15 protein-coding genes are annotated in these 15,542 nt (G+C 59.4%); 13 read left to right on the top strand and 2 right to left on the bottom strand.

All coding sequences use genetic code 11. The features are described from left to right. Positions 1–50: 50 nt before the first annotated feature. The 6 genes from ACUY2T_RS07345 (at position 51) to ACUY2T_RS07320 (ending at position 8,000) form a co-directional block, all read left to right on the top strand. A complete protein-coding gene (locus ACUY2T_RS07345) occupies positions 51–671 on the top strand; it encodes a cell division protein SepF (RefSeq protein WP_448308105.1) in 621 nt (206 codons plus the stop codon). A gap of 95 nt (positions 672–766) precedes the next feature. Beyond that, positions 767–1,057, top strand: coding sequence for a YggT family protein (locus ACUY2T_RS07340; RefSeq protein ID WP_293791327.1), 291 nt, complete (start codon positions 767–769; stop codon positions 1,055–1,057). A gap of 624 nt (positions 1,058–1,681) precedes the next feature. Further along, entirely contained in the window at positions 1,682–2,848 is a 1,167-nt protein-coding gene (locus ACUY2T_RS07335; protein WP_448308104.1) for a DivIVA domain-containing protein, read from the top strand. Positions 2,849–2,917: 69 nt separating this feature from the next. Beyond that, positions 2,918–3,076, top strand: coding sequence for a hypothetical protein (locus ACUY2T_RS07330; RefSeq protein ID WP_293791325.1), 159 nt, complete (start codon positions 2,918–2,920; stop codon positions 3,074–3,076). A 357-nt stretch (positions 3,077–3,433) separates the two neighbouring features. Further along, positions 3,434–6,628, top strand: coding sequence for an isoleucine--tRNA ligase (gene ileS / locus ACUY2T_RS07325; RefSeq protein WP_448308103.1), 3,195 nt, complete (start codon positions 3,434–3,436; stop codon positions 6,626–6,628). Positions 6,629–6,653: 25 nt separating this feature from the next. Further along, positions 6,654–8,000, top strand: coding sequence for a DNA polymerase IV (locus ACUY2T_RS07320; RefSeq protein ID WP_448308102.1), 1,347 nt, complete (start codon positions 6,654–6,656; stop codon positions 7,998–8,000). Here ACUY2T_RS07320 and ACUY2T_RS07315 read toward each other — a convergent pair. Beyond that, positions 7,978–8,970: an asparaginase gene (locus ACUY2T_RS07315; RefSeq protein ID WP_448308101.1), complete on the bottom strand. Its 993-nt coding sequence runs from the start codon at positions 8,968–8,970 to the stop codon at positions 7,978–7,980. The two genes, ACUY2T_RS07320 and ACUY2T_RS07315, sit on opposite strands and share 23 nt — an antisense overlap. Before the next feature lie 133 nt (positions 8,971–9,103). On the opposite strand from ACUY2T_RS07315, the gene ACUY2T_RS07310 reads away from it, so the two are divergent. The 3 genes from ACUY2T_RS07310 (at position 9,104) to ACUY2T_RS07300 (ending at position 11,432) form a co-directional block, all read left to right on the top strand. Beyond that, positions 9,104–9,430, top strand: coding sequence for an ArsR/SmtB family transcription factor (locus ACUY2T_RS07310; RefSeq protein WP_293791321.1), 327 nt, complete (start codon positions 9,104–9,106; stop codon positions 9,428–9,430). Beyond that, positions 9,427–10,563, top strand: coding sequence for an MFS transporter (locus ACUY2T_RS07305; RefSeq protein WP_293791320.1), 1,137 nt, complete (start codon positions 9,427–9,429; stop codon positions 10,561–10,563). Before ACUY2T_RS07310 ends, ACUY2T_RS07305 begins: the two co-directional genes overlap by 4 nt. Positions 10,564–10,874: 311 nt before the next feature. After that, positions 10,875–11,432, top strand: a complete 558-nt coding sequence (locus ACUY2T_RS07300; RefSeq protein WP_293791319.1) for a hypothetical protein — start codon at positions 10,875–10,877, stop codon at positions 11,430–11,432. A 31-nt stretch (positions 11,433–11,463) separates the two neighbouring features. Here ACUY2T_RS07300 and ACUY2T_RS07295 read toward each other — a convergent pair whose 3' ends face one another. Then, a complete protein-coding gene (locus ACUY2T_RS07295) occupies positions 11,464–12,435 on the bottom strand; it encodes a DUF6263 family protein (RefSeq protein WP_293791318.1) in 972 nt (323 codons plus the stop codon). 40 nt (positions 12,436–12,475) lie between these two features. On the opposite strand from ACUY2T_RS07295, the gene lspA reads away from it, so the two are divergent. From lspA to rarD, 4 genes are read left to right on the top strand one after another with little or no spacing between them, the layout of a single operon-like run. After that, positions 12,476–13,030, top strand: a complete 555-nt coding sequence (gene lspA / locus ACUY2T_RS07290; RefSeq protein WP_448308100.1) for a signal peptidase II — start codon at positions 12,476–12,478, stop codon at positions 13,028–13,030. Continuing rightward, positions 13,027–13,998, top strand: coding sequence for an RluA family pseudouridine synthase (locus ACUY2T_RS07285; protein ID WP_448308099.1), 972 nt, complete (start codon positions 13,027–13,029; stop codon positions 13,996–13,998). The genes lspA and ACUY2T_RS07285 overlap by 4 nt, the downstream gene beginning before the upstream one ends. After that, positions 13,995–14,639: a hypothetical protein gene (locus ACUY2T_RS07280; RefSeq protein ID WP_448308098.1), complete on the top strand. Its 645-nt coding sequence runs from the start codon at positions 13,995–13,997 to the stop codon at positions 14,637–14,639. The genes ACUY2T_RS07285 and ACUY2T_RS07280 overlap by 4 nt, the downstream gene beginning before the upstream one ends. Beyond that, the gene (gene rarD, locus ACUY2T_RS07275) at positions 14,640–15,539 is read left to right on the top strand and encodes an EamA family transporter RarD (RefSeq protein ID WP_448308097.1); all 900 of its coding nucleotides are present in this window, start codon (positions 14,640–14,642) and stop codon (positions 15,537–15,539) included. Positions 15,540–15,542 lie beyond the last annotated feature (3 nt).

Here is a 15,542-nt window from a genome sequence, read left to right as displayed (position 1 = left end):
AATAATTAAACACCCTCGAAAAACTAGCAACGGAAGGTTCCTCAAGAGCAATGGCAGACAACTTTATGGACAAGACCAAGCGCTTCTTCGGTTTTGATCCCGTGGAATCCTACGATGCCGATTACTACAGCGACGGCTACGGTTCCCGTGATCGTTCCGACCGTGCAGACCGTGCCGATCGCGATGCACACGAGCCTTCCTACCGCTCCCGTTCGGACCGCGATCACCGTGATCACTTGGATCGTGCGGAGCGTGGTGAGCGCGGTGATCGTTATAGCCGTTCCGAGTTCTCGGATCGCGAGGATCGTTACTCTTCTCGTGGCTCAAGCTTCGCTGATTCTGACGCCACCTTTGACTCCGGCTACTCCTCCTCTTACTCCGGCGCAGCCGCCGAGGAGAAGGATCCTTCGGCATTCGTGTCTTTCACCTTGAGCTCTTACACCCAGGCGGGCGAACTAGTGGAGAACCTGAAGGCACGTGAAGTTGTTGTCTTTTCCCTGAGCGGTATGGAAAAGGGCGAAGCTAAGCGTGTTCTGGATTTCGCTGCAGGCCTGAGCCGTGGCCTGGATGCTCAGCTGAAGAAGCTAAAGGGTGTGCGTAACTTCATCTTGCTGCCGAAGGGCGTGACCCTGGCCCAGGATCAGCTGGACGCCATCGCGGAGACCATCTAAGTTTTTAAGATCCTTTGGACAATCGTCGTTAGCCAGTAATAGCCCGCGTCGGAATGCATCGGCCGGGCTTTCATTGGTAGAAAGAGCTGTTGTAAGTGAACGAAATCCTGCTTGTGCTGCTGTGGCTGATTCGCCTGTATGTGCTGATCCTGATTCTGCGCATCATCATTGAGATGATTCAATCGTTCTCGCGTAATTGGCGACCACAGCGTTGGTTCACCATCGTGGCGGAACCCTTGTTTGTTCTTACCGACCCTCCGGTCAAGGCGTTGCGCAAGCTGATTCCTCCGATCCAACTTGGGGGAGTGGGATTGGATGTCTCCGTATTAGTTCTCTTCTTCGGACTTCAGCTGTTGAGCATGTTGCTGGGAGCGTTTATTCGCTAAGCCCTCAGTAAGCCCTCAGTGCGAGTATAAACCCGCCAGATCTAACCCTGAATTGGGGGTGATGAGGGGAGTGAGCTAGCGGGTACAAAGCTCGCTAAAGTTCACTATTGAAGCTGCTTCCAGCAGTTTCTTTGGATCCTAAAATTAAGGGGGTGGCTAGTGGGGGAGGGATGGCGACAAATAATCACAAGACTGTTGTGAATAATCGTTCAAGACACTAATATTAGGGACATCTTCGCGGTACGTGAGTGAGGCTGCGGAGATGTCGTGTGTAGTGACGGAAACCGCTACTGGTTGGGAATGTGGGTCCTAGCCGGTGGCGGTTTTCCTTTTTCCGTCATCTGTTAGAACGCTGTCCACTGGCGAGTGTTACGTATTCTCCAAAAAAGGGCAGAAGATCTTCTATGGGGGTGCCTGTGGGGGTGGAGTGTAGCCTGTGATACAGATGTGGTGTTCGTAAATTAAAGTTATTCTAGGGCTAGGGGTCAATCTCTATCTGAAGTTGAGACTGTCCCGGTGGAAACTGGTATGCTTTGTAGCTGTTTCATAAACCATCAATAGTTCATTACTGTTGCGAACGCCTTCTAGCACTTTGAGGCAATCCGAAAGGGAAAGGTACAACCTATGCCACTCACTCCGGCTGATGTGCACAACGTAGCTTTTAGCAAGCCGCCGATCGGCAAGCGTGGTTACAACGAGGACGAGGTCGACCAGTTCCTGGATCTCGTGGAGGACACTCTTGCGGAACTGCAGGATGAGAACTCCGACCTCAAGCTGAAGGTCGAGCAGCTGGAGTCTGGCTCTGCCAAGGGTGCCGGTGCCGCAGGTGCCGCGAGCGCCGCCGGAGCCGCAGGTGTCTCTAAGGTTGACGAGGCAGCACTGCGTCGCCAGATCGAGACCGAGCTGCGTGGCAAGTTCGAGTCCGAGTACTCCACCAAGCTGGAGCAGGCTCGTAAGGACGCCCGCGCAGAAGCTGCTGAAGCACAGGCTAAGCTGAGCAGCTCTCAGCCTCAGGGCGCGGATGCAGCACAGCCGAACGCTGCTGAGATCGAGAAGAAGATCAAGGCTGACTACGAAGCAAAGCTTAAGGCTGCCGAGGAGCGCGCTGCGCAGGCTGAGAAGCGCGCAGAAGAGGCAAAGAAACAGGCTCCGGCTCAGGCCGCCGCTGCAGTACCGGCTGGTGCAGCCTCCGGCGATGGCAAGTCCGGCGTCGCAACTGCCGAAACCCACATGCAGGCAGCTCGCGTTCTGTCCCTGGCACAGGAGATGGCAGACCGCCTGACCGGCGATGCTAAGGCCGAGTCTTCTAGCATGCTGGAAGAGGCTCGCGCTACTGCGAAGAAGACCATCGACGATGCGGACTTTAGCTCCAAGAACACCCTGGCAGATGCCCAGAAGCGCTCCGAGGCTCAGCTGTCCGACGCGAAGACCCGTTCCGAGAAGATGCTGGCCGACGCGGAGGAGAAGTCGAGCGCACAGCTGGCCGACGCCAAGCAGAAGTCCGAGGTTATGATCTCCGACGCCACCGCTCAGTCCCAGGCGCAGATCCGCTCCGCACAGGAGAAGGCAAATGCCCTGCAGGAAGACGCAGAGCGCAAGCACACCGAGATCATGAACACGGTAAAGAAGCAGCAGGCTACCCTCGAGGCACGCATCGAGGAACTGCGTACCTACGAGCGCGAGTACCGTACCCGCCTGAAGACCTTCCTGGAGTCCCAGCTGGAAGAGCTCAACAGCCGCGGCACCGCTGCACCTGCCGGCTCCATCGAGGTAGAGGGTCAGAACAACTAGTAGCAACTAGTTTTCGTTGACCCCACTAGCCCTTTAAGTCCCAACGCAACCGCCAGGAGGATTTGGAACATGCTTTTCGCAGCCATCCTCCTGGCGGTTGTCGGGTTTATAGCGCTGGTGGTCAGCCTCGCGGTCGGGTCCACCACCTGGGCCTGGATTTGCGTGGCTGTAGCTGCGCTTGGCGTGGCTCTGTTCATTTACGACCTGATTCGCCACCACAAGCGCTAAAACAAGCAAGCTGAGACTTGAATCAAAGATCCCTACTTGCGCCGTGTAGGCTGGGATCCGTAACTGAATAGAAAGAAAACCACACGCAATGATCCGACCATCATCGGGGAGCGTTCCTGGAAGAACGGTGTTTTCACCTCACTTCGCTTAGGCGAGGAGGTAGGGATACTCATTAGAACCAGGCGGAGTCGCGGCACGTCACAGCTGTAAGAGAAGAAGTGGGCGGATTACGCCAATCAGGGTGGTACCGCGTTTTAGGCCTTTGTTGGCTCGAAGCGTCCCTGTTTCTATGACATGCTCGTCGGCAGCACCGCTGTGGGCGTCATTAAGAAAAACAGAACAGAAATAGGAACCACCATGAGCGAAGCAACCCCAGCTGGCGGCGCCTACCCGCGCGTCGATATGTCTAACGGCGGCTCGACTGCCTTTCCTGCTCTCGAGGAGAACGTTCTCGAGTACTGGGCTAAGGACGGCACGTTTAATGAATCCGTTTCCGCCCGCGAAGGCAATGAAGAATACGTTTTCTACGATGGCCCGCCCTTTGCCAATGGTCTACCGCACTACGGGCACCTGCTGACCGGCTACGTCAAGGACATCGTGCCGCGCTACCAGACCATGCAGGGCAAGAAGGTCGCTCGCGTTTTCGGCTGGGATTGCCACGGCCTGCCCGCCGAATTGGAGGCGGAAAAGCAGCTAGGCATCAAGGATCGCGCTGGCATCGAAGAGATGGGCATGCGCTCCTTCAACGAGTACTGTGCATCGTCCGTATTGCGTTACACGGATGAGTGGAAGGAATACGTCACTCGCCAGGCTCGCTGGGTGGACTTCGACAACGGCTACAAAACGATGGATCCGGGCTTTATGGAATCCGTCATGTGGGCCTTTAAGAACCTCTACGACAAAGGCTTGATCTACCAGGGCTTCCGCGTGCTGCCGTACTCCTGGGCTGAGCACACTCCGCTGTCCAATCAGGAAACCCGCCTGGATGATTCCTACAAGATGCGTCAGGATCCGACTCTGACCGTCACCATGCCGCTGACCGGTGCGAATGCCGGAACTGCTGCTGAAGCTACGCTGGCTGAGCACCCAGAGCTCTCCGACGCATCCGCCATCGCATGGACCACCACCCCGTGGACCCTTCCGTCGAACTCCGCGCTCGCTGTGAACCCTCAGGTTACCTATGCTCTGGTCAAGGTAGGAGAGAAGGGAACCGAGGGCTTCGCCGGCCAGAAACTGGTCCTGGCGGAGGCTCTGCTGGGTGCCTACGGCAAGGAGCTAGGCGAGGACCACGAGGTTCTGGCGACCTTCCCCGGCGAAAAGCTGGTTGGGTTTACCTACAGCCCAGTGTTCGACTACTTTAAGGATCTGCACAATGGCTTCCAGATCCTGAGCGCAGACTATGTCACCACTGAGGACGGAACCGGCGTGGTTCACCAGGCTCCTGCGTTCGGTGAAGACGATATGAACACCTGCCAGAAGGCAGATATCGAGCTGGTCATCCCGGTGGACATGGACGGCAAGTTCACCGCCCAAGTCCCTGACTATGAAGGCCAGCTGGTCTTTGACGCCAACAAGGACATCATTAAGGATCTGAAGGCCGCCGGCCGAGTGCTCCGCCACCAGACGATCGAGCACTCCTACCCGCACTCGTGGCGCTCCGGCGAGCCGCTGATCTACATGGCACTTCCATCCTGGTTCGTTGAGGTCACGAAGTTCCGCGACCGCATGGTGGAACTGAACCACGAGCAGATCGAGTGGATGCCCTCCCACATTCGCGACGGCCAGTTCGGCAAGTGGCTGGAGGGCGCACGCGATTGGAACATCTCCCGCAACCGTTACTGGGGTGCACCGATTCCGGTGTGGGTCTCCGACTCCGAGGAGTACCCGCGCATGGACGTTTACGGCTCTTTGGAGGAATTGGAGCGTGACTTCGGCCGTAAGCCAGCCTCCCTGCACCGCCCGGATATTGACGAGCTAACCCGCCCGAACCCGGATGATCCGACGGGCAAGTCCACCATGCGCCGTGTACCGGAGGTACTGGACTGCTGGTTCGAGTCCGGTTCGATGCCCTTCGCACAGAAGCACTACCCGTTCGAGAACAAGGAGTGGTTCGATAGCCATTCCCCGGCGGACTTTATCGTGGAGTATTCCGGACAGACCCGCGGCTGGTTCTACACCATGCACGTGCTGTCTACGGCACTGTTCGACCGGCCGGCGTTCAAGAAGGTCGTCGCACACGGCATCGTGCTGGGCGACGACGGGCTGAAGATGAGTAAGTCCAAGGGCAACTACCCGAACGTCAACGAGGTCTTTGATCGTGACGGTTCGGACGCTATGCGCTGGTTCCTGATGAGCTCGCCGATCCTGCGCGGCGGTAACCTGATCGTCACCGAGCAGGGCATCCGCGAGGGCGTGCGTCAGGCGATGCTGCCGATGTGGAACGCCTACTCCTTCCTGCGCCTCTATGCTTCCCAGCCGGCGCAGTACGATACCTCGTCCACCAACGTGTTGGATCGCTACATTCTGGCGAAGCTGCGTGACACGGTGCAGGGCGTGACCGACGCACTGAACAACACGGACATTGCCACCGCTTGCGACGAGATCCGCTGGTTCTGTGACGCATTGACTAACTGGTATGTTCGCCGCTCCCGCGACCGCTTCTGGGCGGGCGACACCGTCCACCCCGAGGCCTTCAACACCCTCTACACCGTCCTGGAGACGCTGTGCCGCACTGCTGCACCGCTGCTGCCGATGACTACCGAAGTTATTTGGCGCGGCCTGACTGGCGAGCGTTCCGTACACCTTGCGGATTTCCCACAGGCCGATGCGTTGCCAGCTGATGCCGAGCTGGTAGCTGCAATGGATGCTGTTCGCGCCGTTAGCTCCGCTACGAGCTCCCTGCGTAAGGCACACAAGCTGCGTAACCGCCTGCCATTGCCCAAGCTGACCGTAGCGCTGCCCAATGCCAACGCGTTGGAGGACTTCACGCAGATCATCGCCGACGAGGTGAACGTCAAGCAGGTGGAGCTCACCGAGGACGTAGCGAAGGTCGGCAGCTTCGATGTTGTCGTGAACGCCCGTGTGGCTGGCCCACGCCTGGGCAAGGATGTCCAGCGTGTGATCAAGGCAGTGAAGTCCGGCAACTACACCGTCGACGATGCTGGTGTTGTCACTGCGTATGGCATTGAGCTGCAGGATGGGGAGTTCACCCGCAAGCTCGTCGCCGCTGACCCGGAGCACACTGCTGAGGTTTCCGGCCACGACGGCTTGGTGGTTCTGGACACTCAGACCACCCCGGAGCTGGAAGCCGAAGGCTGGGCCGCTGACCGCGTGCGCGGCGTGCAGGAAGCCCGCAAGGCTGCCGATCTGCAGGTAAGCGACCGGATCCACCTGACCCTTTCCGTGCCTGCGGACAAGGAAGAGTGGGCCCACACCCACACGGACACCATCGGCAAGGAGGTGCTGGCCACGGACGTGAAGATCGTCGTCGGTGAGCAGCTTAACCACGACGTCGCCGACGGTTGCTCGGCTGACATCACGGTGGCGTCATAAAGAAATAGGCCCACAGGGTACGCACATGCGCTGGGTAGCTCACATCGACATGGACGCGTTCTTCGCCTCCGTCGAGCAGCTCACCCGGCCCACTCTGCGCGGTCGTCCGGTACTCGTCGGCGGGCTGGGCGGGCGCGGGGTCGTGGCAGGCGCATCCTATGAAGCGCGAGCCTACGGCGCCCGCTCTGCAATGCCGATGGGCCAGGCCGTGCGCCTATGCAACCATCGCGCGGTGGTGGTGCTTCCGCGAAAGGAGGTATATACCACCGCCTCGCGACGCATTTTCCAAGTTATCCGTGCCCACGCCGGGGTAGTGGAGCAGCTCTCCGTGGATGAGGGCTTTGCCGAACCCCAGGGGCTTGGCAGTGTAGCCGAGGCCCGCGCGTGGGCGGAAAAACTACAGGCCAGGGTGGAGGAAGAAACCGGCCTGCCTGCGTCCGTCGGCATGGCGGCCACGAAGCTGGATGCAAAAATGGCCAGTGACCTAGCGAAACCCCATGGAGTATTTGTGGTGCCGCCAGAGCAACGCATGGAGATCTTCGCGAACCGACCTGTAGGCGACATATGGGGCATCGGCAAAGTTGCGCAGGGGAAGCTGCACACCATGGGGATCGAAACGATCGGCCAATTTGTAGTCGCCGACGTAGAGGATATTCGGGGTGCCTTAGGATCCGTCGGGGCAGAGGTGCAACGCATGGCCGCCGGGGATGATCCGCGGCCCGTGGCACCCCGCGCACCCGCCAAGCAGGTCAGCGCTGAAAGAACATTGCAGACCGATGCGCGAACTACTGCCGAAGCCATGCGCGTCCTCCACGAGACCGCGCAAGCTATGCACCGCCGTTTGCTTAAAGACGGCCGTGCTGCCCGCACCGTGACGGTCAAGACCCGCACCACGGACTTCCAACTGCACACGAAGTCCGCCGGTTTGCCAGCGCCGACAGAGGATTTCGATAAAATCTTTGCCCTCGCCCAGCGTCTCATGCCGCGTCCGGAGGAAGCCGGTGCCTTTCGTCTCGTCGGAGTGAGCGTATCCGGGCTTGTCGCCGATCGTCAGGAGCTACTCTTCCCCGAACTCGACGGTCCACCCCTACCTATTGTCGCTGATCAGCCTACTGATTCTGGTGTTGCTGCTTTTACTGATGACGCCATCACGGTTCATCCGGCCTGGCATGCCACCCAGGATGTATCGCACGTGGAGTACGGCCACGGATGGGTGCAGGGAGCCGGCAACGGGGTGGTTAGCGTGCGCTTCGAAACCGCTGCGACCGGGCCGGGGAAGACCCGCACCTTCCGCATCGACGATCCAGACCTTAGCCCTGCTGATCCGCTGGATAGTCTGGGGTGGGATCTCAGCGGCCTGATGGAGGAGTAGCAGCAAGCTCGTATAGGAGCTCGATACGTGCCTGGCTGGGTCGCAATGCGCCTCCACTTCGGAGGCCATGTCGCGCCAGCTGCGCTCCGCCGCCGGTGCCGCCATAAACGAAGGAAACCCCTCCCGTGGGCACGCGACTGCATACCACCACAGGTAGGTCGGCGCGGTCCAGCTCCTGTCGACTGGCGCGCCAGGTCGTCAGCTCTTCGGCCACGGCGGTGGGGATATTGCCCGATCCCATTGCAGCCAATACCAGACCATCTACAGGGCTCTCTTTCGTGTCCCTTTCGCGCAAGGCACGGAGGAGCTGGCCGTCATCACCTGCGAAGGTAGTGATGATGGGCACGAATAGTCCGGCGATCCGCGGAGGATTCGGTGCGTCGGAGGACTTAAAAGGACGTGATGCTGAATCCTGCGCCACGTTGGAATCCGCCAGGGCATTGCGGAAGGCGGTATCCGCAGTGGTGTGGGCCTTATAGGCCCCACGAGCGGCTACGATGGAGTCTCCAAAGACTATATGAACACCCGGATCGAGTTCCCCAGTGGCCAGTGCAGCTAACGCGCGGGAAAGGTTGGCCGGGCCGTCCGGTGTGGCGTCATCACCTGGGCGCTGAGCGCCCGTAAACACGACGGGGCACGGCAGTTGTAGTGCGCATGCAGCGGCGACGGCGGATTCCTCCATTGTGTCCGTGCCGTGCAGCACCACAATGCCGATTGGGGCAGGGGAGCAGAAGCTTGCGATGTGGCCGATGAGCTCATCGATTTGGGGGAGGGTGATCGAGCTGGAATCGATGCTCATGATGTCGTGTGCGACGGGCTCGACCCCCTGGGGAATATGAGCTTGACCAACGATATCCGAGCAGGCCAGCGACGGTACAAGATCGCCGTCAGGGGAGTGGGTGCAGCTGATGGTGCCACCGGTGCCGAGGATGGGAATCTGTGGACGATTTCGCGAGGCGCTGGAAGTCATGTGCCTAATGTACGCGACGCCTAGGCGTGCCTCATCGGGGGCGTTGATCAAGGGCTGTTAAAGCGAATGGAGTTGTGCAGGAATACTTGCATGATTAACATGCAAGTATTCCTGCACGATCCAAGGAGGTTCCATGTCCCCTCGCAAGTATCACCACCCAGAGACTGATGAAATCACCCTGGCCAGGGTGCTGGCCGCCTTGAGTGACCCCACGCGTCTCGAAATGATTCGTCGTCTGGCTGACGGGCGCGAGCACGATAGTCTCGAGCTTGCGGACGACCTGCCACGGTCGACACTGACGTACCACACCCGAATGTTGCGGGAGGCAGGGGTTACATGGACCAGAGGTGAAGGTCGCGCATGTCTAATCCGAATGAGGAGCGAGGACCTCGATCGCTTATTCCCCGGTCTTCTTTCTGCTGTAGTGGCCAATGCTGTCCCTGAGGAGGGACAGGCATGATGGGGCGGCTCTGGCCGTTTGTAATGGGCAGTGTTGCGCTCGGGCTAGACGCCTATGTCGTCGCGGGACTCCTTCCCCCTATCGCCGCATCTTTGGATGCGCGCGAGGCCACTGTCGGCCTGGGAGTAGCGGCATTCACAGGGGCATATGCGATAGCAGGACCTTTACTGGCCGGACATGCGGGGAGGCGGTCACGCCAGAGCCTAATTGTGTGCTTGCTGATCTTCACCGTGGCAAACCTGACCACGGCGCTCTCACCGTCTATTGCGTTTTTCCTAGCCACCCGAGTGGTGGCTGGCGCAGCTGCGGGCGTGTATTCACCGCTGTCATCCGCAGTTGCGGCGGAGATCGCAGGGGAAGCGCATCGCGGACGTGCATTGGCGCTAGTTCTTGCAGGTTTGGCGGTCGGTACCGTATTTGGCGTCCCAACCGGTCTGGCGTTAGCACAGCACTGGGGGTGGCGAGCCGCCGTACTTTTGATCGCAGCTATTGGTGGTGCCGCACTAGCGGGAACTGCTCTGCGCGGAACTGAGCTGCCAGCGATCCCCGCTTCGGGTGCCCGCGAGCGCCTGCGATCAATTGCTCGACCCAAGAACCTACTCACGGTCACCGTTACTCTGCTGACTGGTGTCGCTTCTTTGGGGCTTTACACGTACATGACCGTGATCTTGTCAGCGGGAAGCCTCGCGTCCCACCAGACTCTTGCGATCTGGGTGTGGGGCGTTGGGGGAGCGGTGGGAGCATTAGGTATTGGCCGACTTATGGACCGACGCGATCCGCTGCGCCTGAGCGTGCTCATTCTCGTGCTCCTCACCTGTGCGCTGCTTGGCACGACGCAAGGTCAGACCGCCTGGATCATGATCGCGAGCTTGTTTGTCTGGGGAATGTGCGGATGGGCATCGCTCGCGCCCCAGCAGCATATCTTGCTGCAGACGAACCCGACCGACGGTGCCACGGCTGTGGCTGCAAATGCTTCCGCTAACTACTTGGGATCCGCACTGGGGGCTATCTTCGGGTCGCTACTCGTTGCTGTACACGCGACGCCGACCGTTCTCTGTGCTTCCGCGGCGGGCGTAGCTTTGATGGCGTTAGTTTGTCAGATTGCTCGGCAACGCATGAACGCCACAGAATAGTTGTGAAGGCGAAGGTACAGGGATACTCTTCCAGCAAAATACACAACTGAGACTCCGATTCGCCCATGGGATGGGCCAATCCGTTGGTGCGCGTATCAAAATCAGGCAGAGCGCCGCGGTGAACTCAACGACTGGCTACGCTAGCGCAAGTCACACGAATAACATCTGCAACAGCATGGCTTGTATAGTCGACAATTAGTTCCCCTTTTATTTGAGGGTTGTACCGCTGACTACACACTTTTATCAGCGTCACATAGTCCATCCATGTCCAAACATGTCTAACCATGTCTATCCATTGAAGGAGCATTTTCGTGCGTTCTACCCTGCGCAACTCTCGCGGTAAAAAAGTCTTTGCTCGCGCAACGGCCATCTCTGCCGTCTTGGCCGCCGGGCTGACCCTGTCGGCTTGCGGCAATGACGACGATTCCTCCGACAAGGCCTCCTCGGCATCCAGCTCTCAAGCTTCCAGTGGCGCTGAGTCCTCCGGTGCAGCGCAGGATGAAACCCCGACCGTTCAGGAGCTGGCGGGCGTGCTGAACCGCGCGGTTGACCCGAACGTACCGACTGACCAAAAGGTGGACACGGTCGTCAACGGCGACAAAGCACCGGAACTTTTTGACGCCCTGACGAAGTCCCGCACCGAGTCCAATGCGACCCTCGAGGTGGTAGAGCCCGTGCTGCCGAGCCTGAACCCCGGCAACGTGAACGCCACCGTAAACCTCACCGTGCCCGGCCAGGAACCGCACGTCGTGAGCGACGTTGAGTTTGTCAACGAAGACGGAAAGTGGAAGCTGGACCAGGGCTGGGCCTGCACCCTGGTGGAAAACGTCCTGCCGGATCAGGTGCCGCCGATGTGTAAAGAGGTCTAAGTTAGCTGCAACCAGCTATAGCTAGACGCTTTTACTTTTTCGCCGGCTTCCACTCTGACTTCGACGTGGTGGTTTGCACCACGCGAGCCGGAGAGTCGTCACGGCCATAGGTGATCTCGGTCGTGACGTTGATATGACCCCGAGTGGGCAGCACCTTATTTAAGTCCAATGCAATCTGACCGGTGGACTTGGTGTTTGATTTCAGAACCTTTAGATCGGTCTGCGCAAGCGTGGATACCGCCGGGCGACGCTGCACATCGACCTTCAAAGTAACCGACTGCCCTTGGCGTTCCAGCAGGGTATAGGTGATGGTCTGCGACATGGAAATGTCGCCATCCACACGGTTGGAGACCGTCCACTTTGCGCCCACGCCCACTGGCTCGGCGGGGAAGATTAGCGGGTAGTCGTTCATCTGACTCAACGCTGATTCCACGCTGGCTCGAGCCGTCTGGCTCGCACCGTCGGGAGCAGTGTAGCTGCGAGAGGTCGTGCGACCATCGACCTCCTGTGCCGCGTGCATCTTAAAGCCCTCGGCGGTGGCGATGTCCTCGTTCTTTTTGTCATTCGTGCCGCTAGGGGCGCCCACGGTAACGTCCGTTTCGCGACCCTTGCCATCCGTCGTCACCTCGGCCGACAAGGGCAGATCCATCGTTACCTCGTCGTATTCCAATTCGGCGACATCCGGCTGCTCGTCTTGGGGCACCGTGGCGCTAGTACTCGGCTCCTTTTCGGAGCGGTTCTCAGATTCCTTTTTCGCCCCCAGCGTGTGCTGTGCGAAACCTTGGGTGGCTCGGAAAGTGACCTCTTGGTTGCCCTCTTGTGAGAACCATGCAATTGGTTCCTGCGGTGTAGAACCACGGTTTTGCAGTTCTACCTTGACACCCGGCACGGCCACGTCAGCCGGTTTAGATTGCGGCTGCTCAGAGTCGGAGCATCCAACGGCCGCGAAGGCCAGGCCTATAGCGCTGCATATAGCCAGCGCGGACTTGCTAGAAATACCCACAAGTTCACAGCGTAACAGGCGGACATTAGACTGAATAAGCGTGACTTCGAAACGCGCATCTTTCGCAGCCTTGACCCTGATGTTCGGGATCATCGCCGTCGACCAGATCACCAAATGGGCGGTCGTCGAGAATCTCGAGCCACAGCGGGCATACCCCGTCCTTGGGGAGTTCTTTCGCCTCTACTTGGTGCGCAATCCTGGCGCTGCATTTTCCATGGGAACCAGCGCCACAATCGTCTTTTCATTCTTTCAACTGGCTGCCTTTATCGCTTGCATAATTTTGGCACTGCGCACCCGTTTCATGGCAGGAGCGCTACCCATTGGCCTGATCGGCGGCGGTGCGGCCGGCAACCTCATCGACCGTATCTTCCGGGAGCCTGGGGGAATGCACGGGCACGTGGTGGACTTTCTGTCTTTCGGCAGCTTTGCCATCTTTAATATTGCCGACGCCGCCATCACCGTCGGCGTGGCGTGCTATCTGATCTATGCATTTTTTATCGAACCGGCGAATCATGTGAAATCCGAGCGCGAAGCAAAAGAAGGTAATGGCGCCGCAGGTAACCAGGATCCGGAGAGCGAGGAGGTGAGCCGATGACGCGGGAGAACCGAGTAATGCCCGTGCCCGATGGGCTGGCCGGCATGCGCGTGGATTCCGGTCTATCCAAACTCCTTGGGCTGAGCCGTACCGTGGTAGCGGAGCTCGCAGCTGACGGAGATATTCTGCAGGATCAGCAACCGGTGGGGAAGTCGGACCGGTTGGTGGCCGGGGCCTGGTTGGATGTCACCTTGCCAGCCCCTCCAAGGGATTTAGCTGCAGAGCCTGCCCGCCACGTTGAAGGCATGGAAATCCTCTATTCCGATGAGGACGTCATCGTGGTCGATAAGCCGGTGGGGGTGGCAGCGCACCCCACCGTCGGTTGGGAAGGCCCAACGGTAACTTCCGGTTTGGCCGCGGCGGGTTTTCGCATTTCCACCTCTGGACCACCGGAGCGCAAAGGAATTGTTCAACGCCTGGACGTCGGTACTTCCGGGGTAATGGTTGTCGCCGCCAGCGAGCGCGCTTACACCGTGTTGAAGAATGCCTTTCGCGATCGAGAAGTGTCCAAGACCTATCACGCTCTGGTACAGGGACACCCGGATCCAACGTCCGGCACCATTGATGCGCCGATCGGCCGTCACCCATCAGCCGGGTGGCGTTTCAGCGTGCGCGAGGATGGCAAGCATGCCATTACGCACTACGACACCCTGGAGGCGCACCGTCAGGCGAGCTTGCTGGAAGTAAAGCTGCAGACTGGGCGCACTCACCAGATCCGTGTTCACTTTTCCGCTTTGCACCATCCTCTGTGCGGCGACCCGATGTATGGCAGCGATCCGAAACTGTCCGAAAGACTGGGGCTTACTCGCCAGTGGCTCCACGCCGTGGAACTGGGATTTCCCCACCCGGATGGAACGTGGAAGACTGTGCGCTCGCCTTACCCACAGGATTTGCAGCAGGCCCTCGACCGGCTCCGCGATGCCAACGGCATCGCCTCGCCCACCAGCAGGGAGGGACAGCATTCGTGAGTGACCCGCAGCGGTATCGGGGGCGCAACCCCCAACAGCTGAAGGCGAATAAAAAGCGGCAGCGTCAGTTGGATTGGGAGGACACCCGCCGACCCGCCTGGGTGGCGTGGCTGTCCGGGGTATGTCTTATTGCGATGGGATGTGGCGTCATCGCCATGAGCACCTCCGACCTGACCTCCGCACCGCCGAATATCAACGGCGATCAGCTCGGCCCCTTTGAAGGAACACCGGCGCAGTATCGGGACTTTGCGCACGGTCAGCTAGACCAGATGGCTGGCGACGAACCGCGTTGGGCGCTAGTTTCCCCCGACCCGCAGCACCCGTGGGATGTTCGGGAAGTAATCGAACTAGTGAAAGGCATCGACGCGCGGGTGAGTACTCTTTACTTCGGTGCAACTGCGCAGGCAGTTCTACCGGAACCTGCGGTGGGGCGTACCCGTGCCGATGTGATCAATCAAGCAATGTCACATATTGCCCGCGGTGCACAGACTCAGCCCGAGAAACTGCGTATCGATGGAGTGCTGGTACATGCCACGCCTGACCAGCTGCGCGAGCTGGCCACGCGTGCGTATGCCGTGGAACCCGCCGCGCCGGACGCGGCGTATGGGCGCATTGGAATCCGACCTATGGGAGTGAGATAGATGATTTGGGGCTTGGCGGCCTACCTGATGTGGGGGTTGTTCCCCGCGTTCTTCCCTCTGCTACAACCGGCAAGCCCCACGGAGATTCTGGCGCACCGCTTTGTGTGGACGCTGGTGTTCATGCTTCTGCTGCTCGCCGCTGTGCGCGGACTGAAGCAAATGCGGACTATTACGGGTCGCCAGTGGGCGATCGTGACTGCGGCAGCACTGCTTATCAGCGTGAACTGGGGGCTGTATATCTATGCAGTGAACAATGACCACGTTGCCGATGCCGCCCTCGGGTACTTCATCAACCCGCTGGTCAGCGTGTTGCTGGGGGTGATCGTTCTGCGAGAGAGGCTACGCCGCCTGCAGCTGGTGTCCGTCGGCATCGCGGCTCTCGCCGTCATCGTTCTTACCGTGGCGCTGGGTTCGCCGCCAATCATTTCTTTGGGATTGGCGTTTAGCTTCGGCTTCTATGGGCTTGTTAAAAAGCAGGTGAGGTTGACGCCCACACAGTCCCTTACCGCCGAGACCCTTGTCCTGGCGCCGGTAGGACTGATCTATTTGTGGTTCCTACAGTCCCAGGGCAGCAATACTTTCGTCCAATTCGGAGTCGGCCATGCACTGCTGCTAGTAACGGCCGGTGTAGTGACAGCCCTGCCTCTACTGTGCTTTGCTCGAGCCGCCCAGGAGCTATCGCTGACCAGCTTGGGAATGATCCAATACATCACTCCCGTGCTGCAGATGCTCTGGGCAGTGTTCGTCACCCACGAACACATCGCACCTGCCCGGTGGGTGGGTTTCATATTGATCTGGATAGCGGTGATTGTGTTCATCGTCGACCTGCTGCGCAACCGCCCGCCACGGGTACGGCGGGTAAAGAAACTCGGCGGGCAGTCGGCAGAGGCAGCGGACTAGCGC

Source organism: Corynebacterium sp. 22-2729 (genome assembly GCF_053479475.1).
Note: the sequence above shows the minus strand (reverse complement) of the source record. Positions and strands in the feature narration are given on the sequence as shown.